The organism is Hymenobacter sp. BT559 (assembly GCF_016427535.1).
In the GTDB taxonomy this organism is placed as follows: Bacteria; Bacteroidota; Bacteroidia; order Cytophagales; family Hymenobacteraceae; genus Hymenobacter.
Window position 1 is genome coordinate 235,336 of the sequence record NZ_JAELXV010000006.1, and the last position, 22,339, is coordinate 257,674.

A 22,339-nucleotide genomic window follows, 5' to 3' on the forward strand; every position below is an offset into this window, starting at 1 on the left:
CCAAACAGCCTAGGTCGCGTTTTTTAGCTCATGTCCTCCCCCAACCTCCCGACCTCCCTGCTGCTCAACGGCCGCGAATTCAGCTACGATACCCTGCGGCAAACGCCCGACCCGCACGCCAGTCTCAACGGCTACGAGGCGCGGGTGCTGGAGCTGCTGCGGCAGTGGCTGCTGGGCGCCCAGGAGTTTGGGCAGCGCACCTCAGGCAGCACCGGCGACCCGCAACTCATTGTGCTGACGCGGCGCCAACTGGCAGCGTCGGCCGCCCGCACCGGCGATTATTTCGACCTAGGGCCCGGCGACCGGGCGCTTGTCTGCCTCAACTGCGAGTATATCGGGGGCAAGATGATGCTGGTGCGCGGCCTCGAGCGCAACATGCACCTGACGGTGGTGGAGCCCCACGCTGACCCTTTCGCGGCAGTCCCGGCCGAGGCCGAGTTCGACTTCGCGGCCTTCGTGCCGTTGCAGCTCAGCGCCATGCTGGCGGCGGGCCGGGCCCCTCGGCTCAATAAGATGCGCGCCATACTGGTGGGCGGCGCGGGCGTGGCACCCAGCCTACTGCAGCAGATTGAGCAGCTCACGGTGCCGGTGTACCTCACCTACGGCATGACCGAAACGGCCTCGCACGTGGCGCTGCGCCGCCTCAACGGCCCTGATGCCTCGCCGCACTACCGCGGGCTGCCTGGCCTGCACCTAGGGCAAGATGAGCGCGGCTGCTTCACGATGCGCGGCGATGTTACCAACGACGAGCTTATCGTAACCAACGACCGCATTGAGCTGCTCGACAAACATACCTTCGACTGGCTAGGCCGGGTAGATTTTGTGCTGAACTCAGGCGGCGTGAAAGTGCAGGCTGAAAAAATAGAGCTAGTGCTCGACGTAGCCCTGGCCGAGGTAGGTGAGTCGCGCCGCACCTTTGTGGCTGGCCGCCCCGACGAGCGCCTGGGCCAGGCCGTAACAGCCTATATAGAAGGCGAATCGCTGCCCACCGCAACCGCAGAGCAGCTGATGACTTTGCTGCGCGCCCGCCTCGATAAATACGAGGTACCTAGGGACCTAGTGTACGTGCCAACGTTCGAAACCACCGCTTCGGGCAAGCTTGACCGGGGTGCCACGCTGCGCGCCGCGGCGGCCTAAAAGCGGCGGGGTGGGTAGTTTTGCCCGGGATGAAGCATCCGTTAGCCACTACCCGCCGTCCCCACAAGTACTCACTGCTAACCGGGCTGGCGCTGCTGCTCGGCACTTGGGGCGCCAGCCAGGCACGAGCCCAAACCACCGAAACCGCTACTGCTAAGGCCGACTCGACGGCCGCGCCCGCCGTGACGCCCACCGCCAGCGCGGCCAGCGGCCTGCCCTCCTCCGAGTTCGAAACCTACACCGTGAAGAGCGGCGTGCGCTACACGGCCACACTCACGGGCATCTATACCACGGGCACCGTCGAGCGGGTGTATTTCACCACCAGCCAAACCGGCAACTTTAAGCTGACCGAGCACTGGCTAGTGCCCACAGCCCTCACCTTCAGCTACGGCCGGCAAGACGGCCTGCTGCGCGAGCGCGAGTTGGTGGGGCTAATCACCCCTACTTACCAGCGCGGCCGCGTGAAGTACTACCTACTGGGCAACGCCGAGCAGAGCAACCTGCGCGCCATTGCGCGGCGCTTCGTAACGGGCGCAGGCGTGGGCTATCAGCTCTACAGCGACACGCTGCGCAATGAGATAGGCATCAGCCAGTTCTTTCTGTACGAGAATACGCAGTACCTCCTAGGGCTGCGGCGCGAGATACCCCGCAGCTCTACGCGCCTCAAGCTGCGCGGCACTAAGGGCCCGGTCGTGCTCACGGCCATGGTCTACTACCAGCCGTCGCTGCAAAACTACCTCAATGACTACCGCGTGAACCTGACCAGTGGGCTCACTTTTACCCTCACCAAAAACCTGGGCCTAACGGCCGCCTACTCGTACTCCTACGAGAGCATAGCCGTGGAGGGCCGCGCTCCCGGCAACGGCAACCTCACCATCGGCTTCACCTACGCGGCAGGTAAGTAGGCCGCGCTCAGAGCACGTGCACAGCAGCGCCTACCCTTTGTTGAGGCGGCCACGCGTTGGGGCAACCTAGGGCGCCCTAGCGCCCGCTACCGGTAGTCCTCGCGGTCTTTTTTACTGCCGTAAAACTTGTCGCGGGTGTAGGGGTCGAGGCCGCGCACCCGCAGACCTTCCTGGGTAAATAAGCGGGCTTTGCCCTTGGCGACCTTGAGGAGGGGACCTAGCAACAGGTTGGCGCGCAGGTAGAAGATGGGGCCACCCAGCTCGCGGCGGATGGTGGGCGCCAGCAGCACCGGCAGCCGCCAGCCCGCGCCCGCACCCAGTGCTGCCCAGCGAAACAACCGCATCTGGGCGGCGGCTGAGGGCTCGATGATGGCTACAAAATCGTTGGGCGTGCGGTCGAAGCGATTGGTTGAGTCGTTGAGATAGCGCACGTGCACCGAGCCCATGCCCACCTGCACGTTGCCGCTTAGCGACCAGCGCGAGTTTTGCAGCGCCACAAACTCGGTATAGAGCGCCAGGTAGCGAAAGCGCAGCTCGGCATCGGCCTCGTCGGCCGCATTATTGGGCAGGGGCTGCCGCGTTGGTATGCCGGTGCTCAAGAAATAAACGGCTGCGCCCGTACGCACCCGGCCGCGCCACTCCATGCCCAGTTTGAGGCCGTTGATGGTGCAGAGGTGGCTGTTGATAATGGAGTAGCGCGAGTCGTACTGCACGACCAAGCGGCGGTGCGAAAAATAAGGCGCTGGCTTTTCGGGCAAGGTGTCGACGGGCGCTTCGGTGGGCATAGTCGCTTTTACCGTGGCCGAACTTTCCTGCGCGCGTAGCACGCTCGGCAGCCCCGCTACCAGCACTATCAGCAACCACCTAACCCAGTAACAACTTGACACCGAATACAAAACTTCTTAAAACCAAATACTAGCCCGGTACGCAACCCCGCCCGTTACGTTGAGCTTACAGCCTGCTTAAACCGTGCCAGCTCGCTATTGTTGGAGGGCGGCTTCGAGAGCTGCCACTGCCCGGGGGCCAGTTGAGGGGTGGGGGGCGTCTTTCTGAATCAAGCGCCCGTCGCGGCCGATGAGCCAGTACGACGGTAGGCTTTGCATGCCGTAGGCCTGGGCCACTGGGCTGGCAAACTCTTGGTCGGCGCGCAGGTGCACGCTGTTGGGGCTGGCTAGCTGGTAGGTGGCTAAGGCTTGCTGCCAGGCGGCAGCTTGTCGGTCGATGGAGATGTACACAAACACCACGTCGCGGCCCGCAAACTGCTGGCGCAGCTCGTTGCTAGCAGGAATTTCGGCCAGGCAGGGGCCGCACCAGCTAGCCCAGAAGTCGAGGTACACCACCTTGCCCCGCAGGTCGCGTAGCGACACCTTTTTGCCTGTGTTGTCGGTGAGCGTGAAGGCCGGGGCGGGCTGGCCGCTGCTGAAGCGCTGGTGGGCCAGCTGGGCCGCGCGCAGGTCGCGGACAATGGTTGAGTCGCGGTTGTGGGCCCGGAAGGTGGGCAGCCAGGGCCCTAGGTCGGCGTGGTAGTACTGCACCTGCTCGAGCATAAACTGCGCGACCACGAGGTCGCGCAGGGGCGTGGCGCCGAAGGCCCGCGCGGCCCGGGCATAGAGCCGCTCGGCCGCGGCGGGGTCGTAGCCCCCGGTGAGGCTGGGCGGCAGGCTATCGGCCAGGGGCCGCAGCACGCCCACCAGATAGGCCGACCGCAGCCCCTGAAACGCCGGCTGCCCCAGGTCGGCGGTGGCGCGCTGCCCTAGGTGCATGGCGGGCAAAAAATCGAAGTAGCCCAGGGGCAGCGCCACGGCGGCGCTTTACTGGCGCGCCCGGGGCTGGGCGGCCGGGTAGGCTAGCAGCGCGGTGGCCCACTCGTAGTCGAGGGCCCGGCGCTGGCGCGCCACAAAGGCGACGGGTAGCGGGTGCGTGCGCGCAAAGCGGGCCAGCGCCGCCTGGCGCCGCTGGCGGTAGGCATCGGCAAGGTGGCGCAACTGGGTCGCGCTCACGTGCGCTGCCTGGGCAGCCGGAGTATGGCCGGCTTCGTCGTCACGGTTGCTTTGCTGGTAGGCTTGGGTGAGGTAGGTATTGGCCGCCGCGCCGCGCCCTTCAAAGCGTAGCGGGTGGGCTGGGCGGGCGGCGTCGAAGCTAAGCTGCACGGCATCGCCGGGCTGCAGCTCTAGTGGGGTGTAGTCTTCGGCGTAGTGCAGCATGCCTGTGGCCGGAGCCGGCACCACCAGCCGAAAATCGCCGGCTGGAGTAAGCCTGGCCGTGGCGGTATGCGCAAAGCCTCCCTGCCAGGTAGCCCCGTACAGCACGCTAATGGTGCGGGCCGTGGCATGTTGCACGTGGCCCCGCAGCACGGCCGTGCCCGGACGGGGCGCTTGGCGGCCCGCCCCGCTGGCCAAGTGGGCCACTAGGAGCGCCACAACCAGCCCTAGGTGACCTCGGCGCCACAAGTAGCAGCTAAGCCAAGAAGACATATTTTTTGCGCGCATCGGGAACGGCAAAACTACGACCCGCTACCCTACCCTATTTGCCCAGCGCCTGCTCTAACAGCGCCACGGTCTCGGCTCCGCCCGAGGGACGCGGGGCCCGCGTGCTCACAATGCGCCCATCGCGGCCAATAATCCAGTACGTGGGAAAGCTCTGCACATTGTAAGCATTGGGCACCGTGCTGTCGGGGCTACGCAGGTGCACGCTGCCTGGGCCAAGTTGATATTTAGCCGCTAGCGTTTGCTGCCACTGTTCTTCCTTGTCATCGACGTCGATATATACAAAAACGACGTCGCGGCCTTCAAATTTCTTCGCTAGCTCGTGGCTGGCCGGAATTTCGTTGAGGCACGGGTGGCACCACGTGCCCCAAAAATCGAGGTACACTACCTTGCCTTTGAACTCGCTCAAGGATACTTTTCTGCCCGTATTGTCGAGCAGCGTGAAGGCAGGCGCTGGCTGGCCAGGCGATACTGCCAAGGCCCGGCGGTAGCGAGTTCGCACCGCGCGAGCCATCGAAGAGTCACGGTTTAGACGCTGAAAAATGGCAAGTTTTGGTGCCACCTGCTCGGGCGCCTGGAAGTTGAACAGCCGGTACACGTAGTGCGCCAGGGCCAGGTCACGGCTGCGGCCGTTGCCAAACGCGGCCTGCGCATTAGCCAGCAAGCTCGCCTCGGTGGGCTGCGCGTCGGGGCCAGGCAGGCGGGCATCAGCCAGCGGTTGTAGCAAGCCTAGGTAAGTTCTGCTGCCTAAGGCCAGCGCCGAGTCTTGCGCGGGGCGCAACGGAGCCAAAAAGTCGTAAAAGTTAGCCGGGATAGCGCCCGTATTTAGTTCGGGGCGGCTCGCATGAAAGCCTCCATAGTAGAGCAAGGCAACGGCACGCTCAAAATCAGAATTTTGGCGCACGTAGGCCCGGAAAATAGGCGGCACGGGGTGCTTGGCCACATACGCTGCAAAGAAAGTACGCTGCTCTTGGCGGTAAGCATCGGTGGCCGCTACCATCTGGGCGGGGGTAGCGGTGCCGATTTTACGCTGCGGGTGGTCGGGCCGAGCTGTTGAGAAGCGCAGGGCTGCTTGCGCCAAATAGTTGTTGGCCGCTGAGCCAGTGCCAGTGTAATGCAGCGTCTCGTCAAACTTAGCTGCATCGAGGCTGAGGCGCAGGTCGTCGCCGGGCGAGAGAAAGAGCCTCGTAGACTGGTCACCGTTACGAAAAGTAACTTCTGTCGGGCCGGGCAGGCTTGGCAGTACCAGCCGAAAATTACCTTGGGCGTCCAGCTTCGCAGTAAGCAAAGTAGCTGGCTCTTGGGTTAGGAGATTCTCGTTGTACTGCACCTGCACTTGCGGCGCCAGTGGGTGGTCGAGGTGCCCGCTCACCACTACCGGCCTAGGGCCCACAAATGACGTAACCGCCAGCAGCCCAACCACCCACGTGTGCTTTGCCGCCGTCCGCCCGGCTACTGCCCATTGCATGATACGCATACGTCTATCGCTTAAGCACGACCTAGGTTAGGATAAGGCACAAACATAGCACTGTGCATCCCCTTGCTACCTGCGGCGCTACTCCCTACCCTACCGCGCCAGCGCCTGCTCGATGGCGGCCACCGTTTTATCGCCTTCGGAGGGGCGCGAGGTGTACACCTGCACAAAGCGGCCTTCGCGGTCGATGAGGTAGTAGCTAGGGTAGCCATCGACCTGGTAGGCGGAAGCTACGTCATAGTTGGTGGTGCGCAAGTGCACGCTATTGGGGCTGGTGAACTGCTTTTCGGTCAGCGTCTGCTGCCATTTATCCTCGGGGTCGCCCACTGAGATATAGAGAAATACCACGTCCCGACCTTCGAACTTCTTTTTGAGGGCGGGGGCCGATTCGGTCATTTCCTTCATGCAGGGGCCGCACCAGGTGCCCCAGAAGTCGAGGTACACCACCTTGCCCCGCAGGTCGCTCAGCGATACCTTTTTACCCGTGTTATCGGTGAGCGTAAAAGTGGGCGCCGGCTTGCCTGCACTCATGCTTAGCCGGTCGGCAAAGGCCTTGCGCACGGCGCGGGCCATGGTTGAATCGCGGTTGTACTGCCGAAACGTGGGATAAAAGGCCTGCGCCCCGGCTGTATTGCGACGGATGTTATCGAATATCAAATTTTGCAGCACCCAGCTCCGTGCCTTGGTGTCGCCTAACTCGGCGGTAGCGGTTTGGTAGATGCGGCGCCCTTCGGTGGGGTCGGTGCTGAACTTACCGCCCGGCACCAGGCGATACTGATAGCCCATCACAAAATTGGCCATCATGGAGTTATCAAGAAAGCTACGGCCGTAGTGCTGGTTTAGCTCGCGCACGGGTGTGGAGGCGATGAAGTCAAAATAATCTTCGGGTAAGTTCTCGTCGCTGTGCCGTGCGGCATAAGCCAGCTGCATGGTCGCCCACGTGATATCAATGGCCAGTTGCTCATCGCGCCGGAAGCTGGCGGGCAGCGGGTGGGCCTTGGCGTAGCTGGCCAAAAACTCGCGCCGGGCCTGACGCAGCGCCCCGGCCGCCTGCACGGCCTCTTCGGGCGTGCCCTTCGGAAAGTCTTGGATGCGCAGCAGCCCACTATCGGGCCCGTAGGAATACTTGTAAAGGGCCTGGGCCAGGTAATTATTGACCTCACTGCCGCGCCCGCTGTACGTCAGCGTTTTATCAAAATCCTTAAAATCTAAGTGCATCACCAGCTGGTCACCCGGTATGAGGTAGAGCTCGGTACTCTGGCGCGCGTAGGAAAACCTCGTGGGGGTGTTCTGCTTCAAGTCTTTGAACTCAAAGCGAAAATCGCCGCTGGCGCTGAGGGGCGCTTTCACCTCTCCTTTATCCATATACAGCCGTACTGAGTCGCCGGCCGGGGCGTGGTCGAGGTGGCCGCTAAAGACCGTGACCGATGGCTTGGGGGGACCGGCCAGGGCCGTACCGAGAGCGAGTAACCAAAGCGAAGGCAGCATACACAAACAGGAAAAGGAGGGTGGAAAGAGCTGGGTAAGACGAAGGCTACTGTGCTAGGGCATGCTCGATGGCAGCCACAGTTTTCTCACCTTCCATAGGGCGAGGAGCACTGGCATTGATAATGCGGCCGTCGCGGCCGATGAGCCAGTAGGCCGGAAATACATTTACTTGGTAATCAATAGACGCCGACCTCTCCTTGGGCTCGCGCAGGTGCACACTATTCACGCTGGTGAAGTGGCTTTCGGTCAGGGTCTTTTGCCACTTGTCTTCGGGGTCGCCGACTGAGATATATAAGAAGACTACGTCGCGGCCTTCAAATTTCTTCTTTAGGTCGTGGCTAAACTCGGTCATCTCGCGCATGCAGGGGCCGCACCAGGTGCCCCAAAAATCGAGGTACACCACCTTGCCCTTAAACTCGCTCAAGGACACCTGCTTCCCGGTATTATCTAGCAGCGTGAAGGTTGGGGCCGGCTTGCCCACCTGCAGCAGCTGGCGCTTGGCAATACCCATGCGCACGTCGCGGGCCAAGGTAGAATCGCGGTTGTGCAGCCGGAACGTGGGGTAGAACGCCAGCGCACCGGGCAAGTCCTTGTCCATTTTCCAAGTCATCAGCATTTGTATGGCCATGTCGCGGTCCTCACCTTCGCCCAGCTCGGTAGTGGCCAGGCGGTAGAGCCTAGGGCCATCGGCAGGGTCGGTGCTGAGGTTGCCCAAGGGGGCCAGCCGTTCTTGGTAGGCGTATAAAAACTGCGCGACGGCGGTGTTTTCATCATAGCCCCGGCTATAGCGCTGGCTAAGCTCTTTCAGCGGCACTTGCTGCAAGAAGCTGAAGTAGCTGGCGGGCACTATCTCGGCAGGGGCGGCCTCGCTGGGCGGCAGGTTGGCGCGGCGGTAGGCGACGTAGTGAAGCAGCTGCGTGGCCCATTGCAGCTTGATACCAAACTCCGCATCGCGCCGAAAGCTGGCGGGCAGTGAGTGGGCTTTGGCATACTTGGCTAGGTAATCAAGGCGCTGCTGCCGAAAGGCATCGGCGTAGCGGCGCATCTCGGCGGGCGTGGTGGTGGGCTTGCGCTGCTCTTGCGGCCGGGGCACGTCGCCGGCCGGGCCGTACTCAAACTTCCACTGCGACTGCGCCATGTAGTTGTTGACATCGGCGCCCCGCCCGCTGTACACTAGGCTTTGGTCGAAATTCTTAAAATCGAGCACCAGGTGCACTTGGTCGCCGGGCATGAGGTAGAGGCGCGTATTCTGCCCGGCGTAGGTGAAGTGCACGGGGGCCGTGGCAGCTAGGTCATTGAACTCAAAGCGGAAGTCACCACTCGGACTAAGCGGTGCTTTCACCTGCTTCTCCCCTACAAACAGTCGCACGGTGTCGCCGGCTGGAGCATTGTTGAGGTGGCCACTAAAGACCGTGCGCGGTGGCGTGGGCGAGCCCCCTAGGGCCGAACTAAGGGTGAGTAACCAAAGCGTTGGCAGCATACACAAACAGGAAATGAAGGTGAGAAAGCTGGTAGAAGGAGCCCGCGCGCGCCGCCAAGGGTTGCTTCGCCCCAGCCAACTGGCGGCTTGACCTGCCTCCTAAGGCGGTTCGCCCCGATTGAGCTAGCAAGCGGCCGGCAAGGTACGTAGGTTTGCCTATATAAATATATCAACTAAAGGTATGACTATCACCCCAGACCTCCTATTTTCTCTGGCCAATCTGCTGGCCCTACTGGGCTGGGCGCTGCTGGTGCTAGCCCCGCGCTGGCGCGGCACCCAAGCGCTGGTTTTGAATGGCGCTTGGCCGCTGGGCCTGGCGACGCTTTACGCGGTGTTCATAGCGAGGCACTACCTAGGGGCGCACGGCGGCGAGGGCGGCTTTGGGTCCTTGGTGCAGGTGGCGGTGCTCTTCCACGACCCGTGGGCGCTGCTGGCGGGCTGGGTGCACTACCTGTGCTTTGACTTATTCGTGGGCGCTTGGGAAGTGCGCGATGCCCAGCAACGCGGCGTGCCGCATTGGGCGGTGGTGCCCGCGTTGGCACTCACCTTCATGCTGGGACCGGTGGGGCTACTGGTGTATACCGGCGTACGGGCTGCCCTAGGGCGAAAAATTTCTACCTCTTTAACCTAACCCTAAAGCTCTATGAAAACGCTGCTGTTTGCGGAGGATACCACTCTCCTCCTAGGTACCGGTACTACGCCTGGCGTGCTTGCCCACCTCACCACCGCGCTGCACACCCTGCACCGCGCCAACGCGCCGCTCGCCTGGGCAGGCTGGGCCAATGTGGGCCTGGCCGTGCTGGCGCTGGTGCTGCTGCCCCTCGACCACCGCCACGTGGCAGGCGCGCTGGTGTGGCTGAAGCCGCTCAAATTCTCGCTTTCCATAGTGGTCTATGCCTGGACGCTGGCTTGGCTGCTGGCTAGCCTGCCGGCCGCAGCCCAGGGCGCGGTGCGCACCATAGGGTGGGGCGTGGCGGCGTGCATGCTGGTCGAGCAGGCGGTCATTTTTGTGCAGGCGGCGCGCGGCACCACCTCGCACTACAATGTGTCGTCGGCGCTCGACGGGGCGCTGTTCGGGCTGATGGGCGTGTTTATTCTGATAAATACCGTGCTCACAGGGTGGGCCTTATACCTGGTGTGGCACCACCAGCCGCAGGGCTCGGCGGGCTACGTGTGGGGCGTGCGGCTGGGGCTGCTGGTATTCTTGGTGGGCTCGGTGCTGGGCGGCATCATGATTCAGCACCTAGGGCACACCGTGGGCGCTCCTGATGGCGGCCCCGGCCTACCAGGCCTAGGCTGGAGCACCCGCGCCGGCGATGTGCGCATTGCGCACTTTCTGGGCATGCACGCCTTGCAGGCGCTGCCGCTGCTGGGCTGGGCGCTGGGCCAATGGGTGCCGCGCCAGGCCGTGCCCCTCACGTGGCTGGGGGCGGCGCTGTACGCGGCGGCCGTGGCAGGGCTACTGGCGCAGGCACTGGCCGGGCAGCCGCTGTGGGCCATGCGCTAAGGCCGATTTTTCTGACTTTTCCCTCTTTTACATCCTGCTTTTTTGCTTTTCTACGATGTCACGCACCGGTTTCCTACCACGCGCCTTTGGGCCGTTGCTCGCTGCCCTAGGTTTGCTTTTAAATACGATGGCGATGGCGGCGCCTGTTACACTTCCCCTAGGTGGAGCGCGGGCCCAATGGGCGCCTACACTCCCTACCGGTCCGCTGGCGTTTCGCACCTCCGATTCGGTGCAGCTATTTGTGAAAATAGCCGGCCGCGGCGTGCCTTGCTTAGTGGTGCACGGCGGGCCCGGCGCGGGCAGCTACGGCCTCGAGCACCTCGGGCTGCGGCCACTCGAAAGCAGCTTGCAGCTTATTTACCTCGACCAGCGCGGCAGCGGGCGCTCGGCCTCGTCGCCGCGCCACAACTACGCGCTGGCCCGCCAGGTGCAGGATTTAGAGGAGCTGCGCCAACGCCTGGGGTTGCGACAGTGGGTGCTGCTGGCGCACTCGTTTGGCGGCGTCATTGCCACGGCCTATGCCCAGCGCTACCCCGAGCATGTGCAGGCGTTAGTGCTGGTGAATGCGGTCCTCAACCCCGCGGCTTCGCTCGAAAGCATGGTGCACTACGGCGATAGCCTGCTGCCCGCCGCGGCCCGGCCCCAGTTGCCACCCACGGCGCCCCTGCCCCAACGCCTGGGCGCCGTGATGCAGGCCCTAGGTCAGCAAAAGTTGCTCTACCAATTGCAATACGCCACCGACACCGCGGCGGCCCGCGCCAGCCGCGTGGTGCAGCAGCAGCCCGGCAATCGTGATTTTGCCGCCCACGTCTTTGACTTTCCCGATTATGGCCGCGACTACGCGCCGGCCACGGCGGCTTTAGGGTTGCCGGTGCTGGTGCTGACCGGGCACGACGACTACACGGCGGGGCCACGTGCTCACCAGGCCTGGCACTTTCCGCAGCAGCGGGTAGTGGTGCTGCCCGGCCGGCACAACCTGCTGCAAGAGCAGCCCGCGCGCACGCAGCAGGCAGTGCGCACCTTTGTGGCGGCGCTGCCCCGGCGCCGCTAGCTTATGCCCGCTGCTTCGCCTCTTTTGCCGCTCCGCGACCGCCGCCTGGCGCTGGGCGGGCTGGTGCTCATTAGCCTAGTAATGCCGCTGGCTAATGGCGGCAAGTGGGCCTTTCAGTCGCCCGCGCACTTTGGCATTGCCTGGGTCTGCTCGCTGGTGTACACGCTTATTCTAGGCCTGGGCAACCGCGAGCTATGGCGGCGGCTGCAGCACCGCTACCCGCAGGTGTCCCAAACGCGGCGGCGGCTCTGGTGGCTGGGCATCAGCAGCGTGGTGTACACGAGCTTGGCTACGGTGGCCGTCACGCTAGGGCTAGGCCTGGTGCCGGGCGGGGCCCATGCTTCGCCGCGGGCGCTGCTACTCATCGTGGCCATCAACCTGGTGCCGACGCTGGTGGGGCTACTCGTGTACGAAAGCCGCCACTCGTATCAGCAGTGGGAAGAAAACCAGCACCGCGCCGACCAGCTCGCCCGCGCCCAAACCCAGGCCCAGCTCGACGCCCTGGCTCAGCAGCTCGACCCGCACTTTTTGTTCAATTCGCTCAACACGCTGGCCGCTCTCATCGAGCCCGCTAACGAGCCCGCCCAGCACTACGTGGAGGGCCTGGCCGATGTGTACCGCTACGTGCTGCTGAGCCGCGAGCGCTCCACTGTGCCGCTGGCCGAGGAGCTGGCCTTCGTGCAAACCTACGTGGCCCTGCAAAAGGTACGCTTCCGCGATAACATCCACGTCAGCTACGAGTTGCCGCCCGCGGCCCTAGGTCGGCACGTGGCCCCGCTGAGCGTGCAAGTGCTAGTTGAGAATGCGCTGAAGCACAACGAGGCCTCGCAGGCCCGGCCGCTGCACCTGCGCCTCGCGGCCGACGCCGCAGGCACCGCGTTGCGCGTCGAGAATACCTACCAGCCGCGGCCTGCCGGCCTGGCCCCCGGCACTGGCACTGGCCTGGCCAATGTGCGCCAGCGCTACTCTTTACTAGGGGCGCCCGCGCCGGTGGCCGTGGAGCAGGCGGCCGGCATCTTTGCCGTCACGCTGCCCTTGCTGCCTGCTTAGCCCACCTATGTCCGCCCTTCGCATTCTCATTCTCGAAGATGAATACCCCGCCGCTGAGCGCTTGCAGCGGCTACTAGCCCAGGCTGCCCCCACGGCCCAGGTACTGGCCGTGCTCGATACTGTGACCGGCGCACTGGCGTGGCTCGACGCGCACCCCGCGCCCGACCTCATTCTGAGCGATATTCAGCTGGCCGACGGCCTCAGCCTCGACGTGTTTGCCCAAACGCTGGTGCGCAGTCCAGTCATCTTCACCACCGCCTACGACCAGTACGCCCTGCAAGCCTTCCGGGCCAATGGCATCGATTACTTACTCAAGCCTCTCAAGCTGCCCGAGCTGCAAACGGCCCTGGCCAAGCTTACGGACCTAGGTGTTAAAAATACCCACCTAGGGCCCGCGCCAGCCGAGGCAGCAAGCCTCAACAGCAGCAAGCCACCGCTCCCGCTCAATGCCTCCATCGAGCGCCTGCTCGATGCCCTGCCCCGCCCTCAGCGGCCCTACAAAACGCGTTTTTTAGTGCGACAGGGCGAAAACCTACTGCCCCTGCCCACCGCCGAAGCGGCCTGGTTTCAGAGCCGCCACGATACCGTGACGCTAGCCACTCACGACGGCCGCCGCTTCGTAGTGGACTACACCCTGGAGCAGCTCGATGCCCTGCTCGACCCCGCGCAGTTTTTTCGACTCAACCGCCAATTAATTGCGCAGCTGTCCGCCGTGCGCCGGCTCGTGCCGCACCTAGGCGGCAAGCTGCTGGTTGAGCTCAGCCCCACCCCCGGCGGAGGCGACGACGTGCTAGTAAGCAAGGAGAAAGCCACCGCCGTGAAAAGTTGGCTGGAGGGGTAAGTATGGGCGCCGCTTAGGCCGAAAGTTATTCCCGCCTAGGCTGAAAGATTGTTTAGAGTATCGACATTCTAAAAACCCAACCTAAACCGTCTGTCATGCTTCGCAGGCTCAGCATGACAGACGGTTTAGGTTGGGTTTCTACATTACCTATCGAGCCAGCTCTTGAAGACGCTCACCTTTTCGCGGCTTACGAGGATGGGTCCTTCACTCTCGGGCGGGGCGGGCTTGAGGATGGTTTGCAGGCGCGAGTTGGTGTAGTGGATGATGTCGTGGATGGCCGCCTGGCGAGCTAGGTAAGCGCGGTTGAGCCGGAAAAACTGCGTCGGGTCGAGCAGGCCTTCGAGCTGTTCCATGGTGTAGTCCACTACATATTTGCGGCCGTCGGTGCTTTGCAGCAGGGTCGTTTTTTCGAGGCTGAAGAAGTACGCCACCTGCTCGACGGGCACCACCTTAAGATGCTCGCCCACCCGCACCACAAACTGCGCCTTGTAGCTAGCCACCGGCGCCGGCTGGCGCAATTGGTGAATGAGCGCTGTCAGCGTAGCCGCATCTAGAGTCGGCGCAGCGACATTTTCGGCCTCAGGTTTTGTACTGGAAACCGAACCTTTTGTACTAAAATTCTGGTCATCCACCGCGGGCAGCCGCTGCCGCAATTTAGCTAAGGCAGCGCAAAGCTCCTCTTCATCAATGGGTTTGAGCAGATAGTCTACGCTATTCACTTTGAAGGCCCGTAGTGCATACTGGTCGTAGGCGGTAGTAAAAATGACCGGGCATTTTATTTCTACCTGCTCAAACAGCTCAAAGCTGAGGCCATCGGCCAAGTGAATATCCAGAAACAGCACGTCGGGCGCAGGGCCAGCTTGCAGCAGCGCTACGGCCTGTGCCACCGACTCGGCCGGCCCTAGGAGGGTGAGCGGCGCGGCGTGCTTTTGGAGTAGGCTGGTGAGGCGGCGGGCCGCCAGGGGCTCATCTTCAACGACTAAAGCTAGCATGACAAAACGTGGGGAAACAGAAAGCTACGTGGCCGCCTAGATGGTCTTTAGGGGCGGGCCAGGCTGTCGCGCAGCTGCCACAGCCCCCGGCTAAGGGTAGTAGCGTGGTAGAAATAATTGGTTTGGGCCAGCTGCGCCACTTCGCCCTGGCCGGAGGTCGCCAGCCGAAAAACGAGCGTGCGGCTATGTAGCTGCCAAGCCTCGGCGGGCGCGGCGGCCAAGCGCACCACCAGCGTGGCTTCGAGCAGCGGCTGAAAGGTGGCGCTGTCGGTCGCCGCCACCGGGCGCAACTGCCGCAAGGTGGGCACCAGCCGCCGCAGCCGGGCCGCCTCCCGCACTTGGTATGGCCGGGTGGGCCCAGCCCCGGCCACGAGCGGGTACACGGTCAGGCTTTCCACGTCGGCGGGCTGCACCTCGCGCAGGGCTTTTTCCACGGCGGCCCGGTCGTTGGGGGTGGCGCCGCGGCGCACCAGTAGCCACCCGATGCCGGCGGCCACTAGGGCGCATAGCACCCACAACAGCTCGGGGTAAAAAGCTTTTTTCACGTGCGCTCCAGCATAAGCCTAGGTCCTTGGCTGCGCCCCGCTACAGGGCCAGCAGCGGCAAAGTAACCACAAACTCGCCCGCTACTGGGCTAGCCGCTACAGGCCGCTTGGTGAGGAAAGCGTAGCGAGCGCGCAGATTGGCCAGGCCGCGGCCCGAGGTTTCATCGGCCGCCAGGCGGCGCGGGCGCAGGGTATTGCGCACGGTGAGGGTGGCCGCGGCGGCGTCTACAGCTACGTGCAGACGCAGCGGGTCGGCTTGGTAGGCGGTGTTGTGCTTGAGGGCGTTTTCGAGCAGCAATTGTAGGGCCAGCGGCGGCAGGTAAAAGGCGCCTAGGTCGGCGGCAGGCGGCAAACTCAGCTCGACTTGCAGGGCTTCGTCGAGGCGAGTTTTTTGCAGAAAAATGTAGGACTCGGCAAACTGTAATTCCTCGCTTAAAGGCACCAGTTCCTGGCTCTGGCTGTCGAGCACGTAGCGGTACACCTGGCTGAGCTGCCGGATAAAGCGCACGGCGCGGGCGGGGTCCTGCTCCTCGACCAGTGAAGTGAGGGCGTTGAGCGAATTGAATAAAAAATGTGGGTCTACCTGCCGCCGCAGCGAGTCGAGGCGCGCCACAGCTGACTCTTTTTCGAGGCGCTCGGCGCGCACCGTGGCTTCGCGCCAAGCCATGAGAAAGGAACGCGAGTGCAAAAACAGCGAGACCACCACCGTCATCAGCAACGGAAAAGCCGACTGGGCCAGGAAATTGTGCTGAAAGGTGTAGCCCGGCGCCCGGTGCCACAGCAAGATAGAAAAGCCCTCGCCCACCCCTACTATCACCAATAGCGAGGCCAGCGTGGAGGCCCCTACCGTGAACAGCAACCGCCGTAGGGGCCGCTCCTCCCAACCCACTTTGATATTGAGCCAATCGACGGTATAGCCATTGGCCAGCCACAGCCCCACGCAGTAGGCCAGCGAGTACGCCAGCGAGATGGCGTAGCCCCTAGGTTCGCGCCAGGGCGGCGGCGCATATAAAAGGGCTATCAACGCGTTGGCCACCGTTATCCACCCTAGGCGGCGCCAAAACTTGCTTATCTCCGAGCCCTTGCCGGGCAAGTCGGTGCGGGGCGCCACGCTAGCAAAAGGTGACGGCAATGTGGGTGGCGAAGGGGCGGACACGGCGGGCGGCTGGGCAAGTAAAGCGGTCATAAAAGTAGCAGGCTATGAGTGAGCGCCAGGCATAGCCTAGGCTTTGAAATCGCCTGTCATGCAGCGCGCAGCGAAGCATCTCGCTCGCTTCGTTGCTAGCGTAAGAGGTTACTGCGCCACGCGAGATGCTTCGCTGCGCGCTGCATGACAGGCGTGTTTTAGAGCAATTTGGTATTCCCTATTTTGCAGCTTGTGCTGAGGCCACCTCGTACTTTTTGAGGCGGCTCAACAACTGGTTTTGACCCCAGCTAGGTGCCAGCGGGCCAGCCGGCTGGAAAGCGGCGTACTTGGCTTTGGCTTCTTCGTAGAGAGGCTTGGCCGCTTCGGCGCCGCCGCCAAACATACTGGGCGTGTAGTACACATTGTTAGCGCCCACCAAGTAAGGGCGCGGGTTGGCGGGATTAAGGGCTTTGGCCTGGGCCACGGTTTCGGTTACTAGGCGCGAGTATTTCATACTGCGCAGCATGGGCGAGATACCTAGGCGTGCTTGGTAGATATAGGCCTGCAAGGTCAGTAGCTCCGACTCATCTCCTTTTAGCTTGCGCGCCTGGGCCAGGGCGGCTTCGGCCTGGTCTAGGGTAGCGTCTTTGGCATCGCCGTCTTCCTGGCTCTGGAACACATTGATGAGCAGCGCGTAGGCCTGGTAGTAGCGGGGCAGCCAGTCGGCGGGGGCCACGGCAGCGGCGCGCTCTAGCTTGGCGGCTAGGGCTTTCAGCTCGGCCGCATCGCCGGTGTTCATTACCTGCGCGATAGTGGCGCCTAGCAGTTCGGCATAGCCAGCGGGGGCGGCGGTAGTCGTGGCAGGGGCAGACTTAGTTGCGGTAGTTTGAGCGGTGGCGCTGAAGCTAGCGGCAGCAAGGGCGAGGGCGAGAAGCGACTTTTTCATGGCTGAGACGGGAAAGTGGCCAGGTGGCCGGGTTGATGATTCAAAGGTGCCGCAGCCCTCCCCTACCCAAAATTTCCCGTTGCCGAACCGTCCCTAGATGCACCCGAACCGGCTGAAAAGCCGGAAGAAGCGTGTGGGCAAAAAGGAGCGTGGGCCCTGCAAGTCCGCGAGTGCATGCGCTGAATAAAGCACGCTACTCGCCGACCCACAGAGCCCACGCTCCTTTTTGCTCACATTTACTTTCCGCCCGACTCGACTAGGTTGGCCAGGATGCGGTAGGCGCCGGGCACGCCGGCCGGCAGCTCCCGAAACAGCGACAAACCGGTGTAGATGTAGCGGCCCTTGCCATAAGGCGCCACCAGAATGGCGCTCTGCTTCTCCGTCTCGCCGGGGTCGTGGCTGGCAATAACGGGCTGGTAGTGCGCATCCCAGGCCGAGGGGTAGTATAGCCCCTGCTCCTGCACCCAGCCGGTGCTAAAGTCGGCGGGCGTGAGCTTGTTGGGCATAGCCAGCAGACCTTGTGCGAGGCTGGGAGCGGCTGATTTAGGGCTGGCTTTGGGAGCTTGTCGCACCACTACGGCCCCGCCCGGGGTCGGCACGAAGGTCACGGGCGTGTTTTCCACCGTCACGCGGTCGGAGGAGAGCGTGAGGGGGTAGGGCCCGATTTCTGACATCACAGTGCCGCGGTTCACGACGTACTGCACCAGCATGGTGCCGCCGTTTTCGACGTACTTGAGCAGCTGGGCCTGCTGGGTTTTGAGGCGGTCGAGCACGTTGTAAGCGCGCACGCCCAGCACCACGGCATCGTACTGACCTAGGCGGTCGGCAGTAAGGTCGGTGGCGGGGTCGAGCAGGGTCACGGTGTAGCCGAGCTGGCGCAGGGCCTCGGGCACCTCGTCGCCGGCACCCATGAGGTAGCCGATGTTTTTAGTGTGCCCACGCGCCACATTCAGGCGTACCAGCGGGGCCGTAGCCTCGGGAAAGAGCGTCTGGGTCGGGATGTGCGGGTATACTATCTGCTGGATGCCGCGGCTGTATTTGTCAGCGCCCACGGTAGCCACGGCGCGCAGCTCGGTTTTGCCCTCGGCCGCGCCGGCCAGCGGGCGCAGGTTGAAGGTCACGGTTTGCTCGTCGTCCTTGTTTTTGAGGTCGAAGGCGGCGGTGGCGGGCTCGGCCTGCCAGCCGCTGGGCACTTGCAGGGCCAGCTGGCCTTTTACGCCAGCCTGGCCAGCGCGCAGCGTTACGGGCACGGGCTTGGGCTGCTGGTCGGCAAAGACGTAGGCGCGGGCGGCGGGGATATTCACCATTACCGGCGGCACCACGGCTAGCGGCTGGTACTGCTCACCTAGGACTGGGTCGGTGTGCTTGTATTGGACGGGAACGGTTATGTAAATAGGTGTGCCTTGCACCGTCAGTTCTACTGTTACATTAGGAGAAGGCAGGTTCTCGGGATGCCCAATGAGATGCTGGCGGTCAATCGTTAGCCAGGTTTCGGTCTTCGATTTCTTACGTACCGCTAGGTCAGCTTGGGCAAAAGATAGTTCGGCAGGCACGGTATACATACCAATGGTACCGGGCTCACGTAGCCAATATGGCTGCGAAGGCGGCACCTGCTTACTGATTGGCAGATGCAAAGCTACCCGCAGTGTTTGGCCTGTTCGTAATTCCTTGGTCACGAGTGTATCACGGCCAAAGCCTTCGGCCCACACTTGGCGCACTGTAATAGGCGCGACGCCCTGGTTCACGGCTTCAACTGTTACGACGGCCGTTTGCCCGGTTGCGATAGCGGCAGAGGAGGCAATGGCTTCGATGTGTAGCCCTAGGCAAGCTTGAATTAGGTTATCTACCTGCTCACGTTTCTGTTTGTAGTAGAACGCTATAGTACCTGCTGATTCTTTTACAGGCACGCTAGCTTTTGTGCCCGGTTCTTTAAGCTTGAATTCTAACCATTCCTGTGCATCAGCCAATGGCTTATTAAACGCTTCCCGCACCTTCAGAAGTCCCGCCACGCTTGCGCTCGGGTTCGCCGCATCATACTTCTTCACCACCTCGTCCACCATTTTTCCAATGGTCGCGCCGCCCGGCACGCGGTTCCAAGTTTGGTCGATGCCTTCGAATAAATCGGTTTTGGCGGGCGTGCCTTTCACAAATTGGAAATACTCGATGGCCTCGCCGCGCTGGGCGGCCGAGCCGAAGCCCTGGCTGCGGTGCTGCGAGCGCGAGTGGGCCGCGATTTCGCCGTAGCTCTGGCCTAGGAGGGGGTTGTAGCCGCCCGCGTCCAGCTTGAGGTAGCCGTCCATATTCTCGCCGGGCTTCACGAAGAAGCTACCGGTGTTCCAGTACAGGCGCTTGGGCTGCCAGGCTTGCACGTATGTGAGCTGCTCGGGGAAGCGCTTGGGGTCGCCGGCCGCGTCGAAGGCTTCGGCAGCCAGGATAGCGCTGGCCTGGTGGTGGCCGTGGCCGGCGCGGGCATCGGGCGGAAAGCGCGTGATAAGCACGTCGGGCCGCCGCTGGCGAATGACCCACACCATGTCGGCGAGCACCTGCTCCTTGTCCCAGATGGTGAAGGTCTCGGCCGAGGTCTTGCTAAAGCCGAAGTCATTAGCGCGGGAGAAGTACTGGTGTGCCCCATCGATACGGCGGGCCGCCAGCAGCTCCTGGGTCCGGATGACGCCGAGCTGCTCGCGTAGCTCGGGGCCGATGAGGTCCTGGCCGCCGTCGCCGCGGGTGCAGCTGAGGTAGCTGGTTTCGAGCTGGCGGCCGTTGGCGAGGTAGGCCAACAGGCGGGTGTTTTCGTCGTCGGGGTGGGCGGCGATGTACATCACCGAGCCCACCACGTTCAGCTTTTTGAGACCTAGGAGAATTTCAGACGAAGTGTAGGTTTTGGGCGCTTGGGCTTTTGTCTCAATGAGCAAGGAGCAATGAGCGAGGACCAGACTTAGGAGAGCCAAGCGAGTAGCGCGGAGAAATTGAAGCATAGTGCGTAAACCGGTTCGAGCCGCGAAGTACCCAGTTATTTTCTTATCGACAGGAATATTTGCTTAAAAAGTAGGCTCATTGACTAAAAAAGGGGTTTTGCCTTTCGGTGGCCCTAGACGTAAATACCGATAATGGCTAAGCCTTCCTTGGTTTGAAGGCCACCCCAGCACAAAGCCTAGTTAGCACTTCTATCCGAGCAACAACAAAAAAAGCTAGCCTCCTGGAGACTAGCTTCTTTATCATGAGAAGCAGAATAGAGTGGCGCTGGCTTCAGCGCTGTTACCCGGCTTTTACTCGTTGGCCGCTGACTTCGCCAAGAAGTCTTTTATGGCAGTGGCCACTTCGTCTGGAGCTGTAAGGTGGGGGGAGTGGCCGGTCGTGGTAAGCATTACCAGCTTGGCGGCTGGCAAATGGGCTAGCATATAATCGCTTACCTCCTCCGGCACGGCGGGGTCGTCGTGGCATTGCAGAAGCAGGGTGGGCTGCCGCAAGAATGGCAGTTGCGCACGAAAGTCTCCTAGGAAGGCGAGCTCAACCGTTTTGGCGGCTAGCGCTGGGTCGACCTGCGTGGCGTACGCCACCAATTCCTGGCTGAGGGCGGGGGCTGCATGCTGCCCAACGAGCATCGTGGCAAACGTGCTCGCCCACTGAATGTAGTTGGCGTGCATCTCGGTCAGCACCTGGTGTAACGTCGCTTGCTCAAAGCCGCCGTAGTAGCCCGGCTTATTGAGGAAGTGGGGCGAGTTGTTGAGCAGCACAGTGTGGCTAATGTACTCTGGGGCTTGAATAGCCGCCAGCATCGCCACGGTGGCACCGGCTGAGTGCCCCACCAGCACTACGTCTTGCAACTGCAGCGCCTGGCAAATAGCCACCACATCCTGGGCGTAGCCATCTAACGTAGCGTATTGTTGGGGGTCGTAGGCCGAGAGGTCGGATTGGCCCACACCCATTTGGTCGAAGAGAATGAGCTGGTAGTCATCAGCCAGCGCCGGCGTGAGCAGATGCCACACCTGCTGGACACAATTGAAGCCATTGCAAAACAACAGCGGCCGGCCAGTTCCTAGCACGTGCACGTTGTGGCGGCGCAGCACGGCCTGCGCGGCTGTATCAGAAATAAGCGTAGTGGCTAGCGTGGGCGATAGGTCAGATAGGGACATGAGGAAATAGGATAACTACAAAGCAGGCGATACGGCCAAGCAACATGTAAAACTCGCTACAGCATACCATGAGCAGCTAGGTAAAATACCCTATCTGCAGAGGTAACTACGTATATCTACTCTGCACGCCGGCTAGGAAGTGGTAGTATTATCGGCTGTATAGCAGGCTAGCCATAAATTTGCAAATTATAATTTACTAACAGTAAATAAATTGCAATAATAAATGTTAGATTTTGCTTATTCCAATTCCGACGTTATATCTTCTTCAGCAGCAGTACAAACAGGTGCAACTGGGCTTAGCGCGACGCAGCGCCAGCACATCCTGAAGCGGCACAGCGTGCGGGTAATTGGAGAAGGCAAGCCGCCGATGCTGCTCTGCAATGGCTTCGGCTGCAACCAACGTATCTGGCAGCATCTTACCACAGCCCTGGCCGTGCGCTACCAGGTCATTGTTTTCGACTATGTCGGCTCGGGCGCGTCGGAACTGGGAGCTTACGACCCGCATAAATATGCTACCCTAGGTGGCTACGCCCAAGATGTGGTGGAGATTTGTCAGGCCCTTGACCTGCGGGAGGCTGTCATTGTCGGCCACTCTGCAGGGGCAACTATTGCCATGCTGGCAGCTAGCCAGGCGCCGCATCATTTTGCGAAAACTGTGCTGCTGGCGCCCTCCCCTTACTACCTGAATGAGCCGGGATACTATGGGGGTTTTGAGCGCGCCGATATGCTGCAAGTGCTGGCTATGATGGACGAAGACTACCGTGGCTGGACCACCACCTTTGCCGACTTGTTGATAGGACCGACCCATGCATTGTCGCTAGGCGAAGAGTTGGCCGGTTTCTTTTGCGAAACGGATTCGACTATTGCCAAGCAGTTTGCCCGCGTAGCCTTTCTCTCCGACAATCGGGCTGACGTAGCGAAGCTGCAGCTACCGACCTTGCTGGTGCAGTGTACCGATGATGTGGCGGGGCCACCGGAGGTAGGAGCCTATTTGCTAGAGCACCTGCCCCAGGCGCAACTCATTACTTTGCAAACCAGTGGCCACTGCCCGCACCTGAGCGCGCCGCTAGAGACCTTGGCCGCTATCCAGTCTTTTGTGGGGTAACACCTACCACCCGCAGCTATCTGGCCCGCTACGTTCGGTCCTCGTTCCAGCCTACTTCCCTCAAGGCACA

Annotated in this window: 20 protein-coding genes; 8 read left to right on the forward strand and 12 right to left on the reverse strand. The window is 62.1% G+C overall.

The window, feature by feature from the left end:
* Positions 1-30: 30 nt before the first annotated feature.
* Both JAO77_RS19010 and JAO77_RS19015 read left to right on the forward strand, forming a co-directional pair.
* Entirely contained in the window at positions 31-1,137 is a 1,107-nt protein-coding gene (locus JAO77_RS19010; RefSeq protein WP_198992019.1) for an AMP-binding protein, read from the forward strand.
* 29 nt (positions 1,138-1,166) lie between these two features.
* The gene (locus JAO77_RS19015; protein WP_198992020.1) at positions 1,167-2,042 is read left to right on the forward strand and encodes a DUF481 domain-containing protein; all 876 of its coding nucleotides are present in this window, start codon (positions 1,167-1,169) and stop codon (positions 2,040-2,042) included.
* A gap of 86 nt (positions 2,043-2,128) precedes the next feature.
* Here JAO77_RS19015 and JAO77_RS19020 read toward each other — a convergent pair whose 3' ends face one another.
* From JAO77_RS19020 to JAO77_RS24250, 6 genes are all read right to left on the reverse strand, one after another.
* A complete protein-coding gene (locus JAO77_RS19020) occupies positions 2,129-2,929 on the reverse strand; it encodes a hypothetical protein (RefSeq protein WP_198992021.1) in 801 nt (266 codons plus the stop codon).
* A 93-nt stretch (positions 2,930-3,022) separates the two neighbouring features.
* Complete coding sequence (locus tag JAO77_RS19025) at positions 3,023-3,844, reverse strand: TlpA family protein disulfide reductase (RefSeq protein WP_198992022.1); 822 nt, start codon at positions 3,842-3,844, stop codon at positions 3,023-3,025.
* A 9-nt stretch (positions 3,845-3,853) separates the two neighbouring features.
* A complete protein-coding gene (locus JAO77_RS19030; protein ID WP_198992023.1) occupies positions 3,854-4,516 on the reverse strand; it encodes a hypothetical protein in 663 nt (220 codons plus the stop codon).
* A gap of 49 nt (positions 4,517-4,565) precedes the next feature.
* Positions 4,566-6,005, reverse strand: coding sequence for a TlpA family protein disulfide reductase (locus JAO77_RS24240; protein WP_235998510.1), 1,440 nt, complete (start codon positions 6,003-6,005; stop codon positions 4,566-4,568).
* Positions 6,006-6,095: 90 nt separating this feature from the next.
* The gene (locus JAO77_RS24245; RefSeq protein ID WP_235998511.1) at positions 6,096-7,490 is read right to left on the reverse strand and encodes a TlpA family protein disulfide reductase; all 1,395 of its coding nucleotides are present in this window, start codon (positions 7,488-7,490) and stop codon (positions 6,096-6,098) included.
* Positions 7,491-7,536: 46 nt separating this feature from the next.
* Positions 7,537-8,970 carry a TlpA family protein disulfide reductase gene (locus JAO77_RS24250; RefSeq protein ID WP_235998512.1) on the reverse strand — a complete coding sequence of 478 codons (1,434 nt, stop codon included), beginning with the start codon at positions 8,968-8,970 and terminating at the stop codon, positions 7,537-7,539.
* Between the two features lie 181 nt (positions 8,971-9,151).
* Between JAO77_RS24250 and JAO77_RS19050 the strand changes: the two genes are divergently transcribed.
* The 5 genes from JAO77_RS19050 to JAO77_RS19070 are packed head-to-tail and all read left to right on the forward strand — an operon-like array spanning position 9,152 to position 13,419.
* Positions 9,152-9,601 carry an ABA4-like family protein gene (locus tag JAO77_RS19050; RefSeq protein ID WP_198992024.1) on the forward strand — a complete coding sequence of 150 codons (450 nt, stop codon included), beginning with the start codon at positions 9,152-9,154 and terminating at the stop codon, positions 9,599-9,601.
* Positions 9,602-9,613: 12 nt separating this feature from the next.
* Positions 9,614-10,477 (forward strand): hypothetical protein, encoded by an 864-nt coding sequence (locus JAO77_RS19055; protein WP_198992025.1) that lies wholly within the window; start codon positions 9,614-9,616, stop codon positions 10,475-10,477.
* Between the two features lie 55 nt (positions 10,478-10,532).
* Positions 10,533-11,528 carry an alpha/beta fold hydrolase gene (locus JAO77_RS19060; protein WP_198992026.1) on the forward strand — a complete coding sequence of 332 codons (996 nt, stop codon included), beginning with the start codon at positions 10,533-10,535 and terminating at the stop codon, positions 11,526-11,528.
* A gap of 3 nt (positions 11,529-11,531) precedes the next feature.
* Positions 11,532-12,578, forward strand: a complete 1,047-nt coding sequence (locus tag JAO77_RS19065; protein ID WP_198992027.1) for a sensor histidine kinase — start codon at positions 11,532-11,534, stop codon at positions 12,576-12,578.
* A gap of 7 nt (positions 12,579-12,585) precedes the next feature.
* On the forward strand, positions 12,586-13,419 hold the full coding sequence (locus JAO77_RS19070; protein ID WP_198992028.1) for a LytR/AlgR family response regulator transcription factor: 834 nt from the start codon (positions 12,586-12,588) through the stop codon (positions 13,417-13,419).
* A gap of 143 nt (positions 13,420-13,562) precedes the next feature.
* On the opposite strand, the gene JAO77_RS19075 is transcribed toward JAO77_RS19070, so the two are convergent.
* The 6 genes from JAO77_RS19075 to JAO77_RS19100 all read right to left on the reverse strand — a co-directional run bounded on the left by JAO77_RS19075 (position 13,563) and on the right by JAO77_RS19100 (position 21,164).
* Positions 13,563-14,411, reverse strand: a complete 849-nt coding sequence (locus tag JAO77_RS19075; protein ID WP_198992029.1) for a LytR/AlgR family response regulator transcription factor — start codon at positions 14,409-14,411, stop codon at positions 13,563-13,565.
* 47 nt (positions 14,412-14,458) lie between these two features.
* Positions 14,459-14,956 carry a hypothetical protein gene (locus JAO77_RS19080; protein ID WP_198992030.1) on the reverse strand — a complete coding sequence of 166 codons (498 nt, stop codon included), beginning with the start codon at positions 14,954-14,956 and terminating at the stop codon, positions 14,459-14,461.
* A gap of 40 nt (positions 14,957-14,996) precedes the next feature.
* Positions 14,997-16,142, reverse strand: a complete 1,146-nt coding sequence (locus JAO77_RS19085) for a sensor histidine kinase (protein ID WP_198992031.1) — start codon at positions 16,140-16,142, stop codon at positions 14,997-14,999.
* Between the two features lie 178 nt (positions 16,143-16,320).
* Complete coding sequence (locus JAO77_RS19090) at positions 16,321-17,028, reverse strand: hypothetical protein (RefSeq protein ID WP_198992032.1); 708 nt, start codon at positions 17,026-17,028, stop codon at positions 16,321-16,323.
* 236 nt (positions 17,029-17,264) lie between these two features.
* Positions 17,265-20,006, reverse strand: a complete 2,742-nt coding sequence (locus JAO77_RS19095; protein ID WP_198992033.1) for a PIG-L family deacetylase — start codon at positions 20,004-20,006, stop codon at positions 17,265-17,267.
* Positions 20,007-20,297: 291 nt separating this feature from the next.
* On the reverse strand, positions 20,298-21,164 hold the full coding sequence (locus tag JAO77_RS19100) for an alpha/beta fold hydrolase (RefSeq protein WP_198992034.1): 867 nt from the start codon (positions 21,162-21,164) through the stop codon (positions 20,298-20,300).
* A gap of 223 nt (positions 21,165-21,387) precedes the next feature.
* On the opposite strand from JAO77_RS19100, the gene JAO77_RS19105 reads away from it, so the two are divergent.
* On the forward strand, positions 21,388-22,269 hold the full coding sequence (locus tag JAO77_RS19105) for an alpha/beta fold hydrolase (RefSeq protein ID WP_198992035.1): 882 nt from the start codon (positions 21,388-21,390) through the stop codon (positions 22,267-22,269).
* Positions 22,270-22,339: the final 70 nt, after the last annotated feature.

Bases quoted from the DNA above. Each gene is read 5' to 3' on its own strand.
- JAO77_RS19010 (WP_198992019.1), top strand. From the start codon at position 31: ATGTCCTCCCCCAACCTCCCGACCTCCCTGCTGCTCAACGGCCGCGAA.
- JAO77_RS19015 (WP_198992020.1), top strand. From the start codon at position 1,167: ATGAAGCATCCGTTAGCCACTACCCGCCGTCCCCACAAGTACTCACTG.
- JAO77_RS19030 (WP_198992023.1), bottom strand. From the start codon at position 4,516: ATGTCTTCTTGGCTTAGCTGCTACTTGTGGCGCCGAGGTCACCTAGGG.
- JAO77_RS24240 (WP_235998510.1), bottom strand. From the start codon at position 6,005: ATGCGTATCATGCAATGGGCAGTAGCCGGGCGGACGGCGGCAAAGCAC.
- JAO77_RS24245 (WP_235998511.1), bottom strand. From the start codon at position 7,490: ATGCTGCCTTCGCTTTGGTTACTCGCTCTCGGTACGGCCCTGGCCGGT.
- JAO77_RS24250 (WP_235998512.1), bottom strand. From the start codon at position 8,970: ATGCTGCCAACGCTTTGGTTACTCACCCTTAGTTCGGCCCTAGGGGGC.
- JAO77_RS19050 (WP_198992024.1), top strand. From the start codon at position 9,152: ATGACTATCACCCCAGACCTCCTATTTTCTCTGGCCAATCTGCTGGCC.
- JAO77_RS19055 (WP_198992025.1), top strand. From the start codon at position 9,614: ATGAAAACGCTGCTGTTTGCGGAGGATACCACTCTCCTCCTAGGTACC.
- JAO77_RS19060 (WP_198992026.1), top strand. From the start codon at position 10,533: ATGTCACGCACCGGTTTCCTACCACGCGCCTTTGGGCCGTTGCTCGCT.
- JAO77_RS19065 (WP_198992027.1), top strand. From the start codon at position 11,532: ATGCCCGCTGCTTCGCCTCTTTTGCCGCTCCGCGACCGCCGCCTGGCG.
- JAO77_RS19070 (WP_198992028.1), top strand. From the start codon at position 12,586: ATGTCCGCCCTTCGCATTCTCATTCTCGAAGATGAATACCCCGCCGCT.
- JAO77_RS19075 (WP_198992029.1), bottom strand. From the start codon at position 14,411: ATGCTAGCTTTAGTCGTTGAAGATGAGCCCCTGGCGGCCCGCCGCCTC.
- JAO77_RS19085 (WP_198992031.1), bottom strand. From the start codon at position 16,142: ATGACCGCTTTACTTGCCCAGCCGCCCGCCGTGTCCGCCCCTTCGCCA.
- JAO77_RS19090 (WP_198992032.1), bottom strand. From the start codon at position 17,028: ATGAAAAAGTCGCTTCTCGCCCTCGCCCTTGCTGCCGCTAGCTTCAGC.
- JAO77_RS19095 (WP_198992033.1), bottom strand. From the start codon at position 20,006: ATGCTTCAATTTCTCCGCGCTACTCGCTTGGCTCTCCTAAGTCTGGTC.
- JAO77_RS19100 (WP_198992034.1), bottom strand. From the start codon at position 21,164: ATGTCCCTATCTGACCTATCGCCCACGCTAGCCACTACGCTTATTTCT.
- JAO77_RS19105 (WP_198992035.1), top strand. From the start codon at position 21,388: ATGTTAGATTTTGCTTATTCCAATTCCGACGTTATATCTTCTTCAGCA.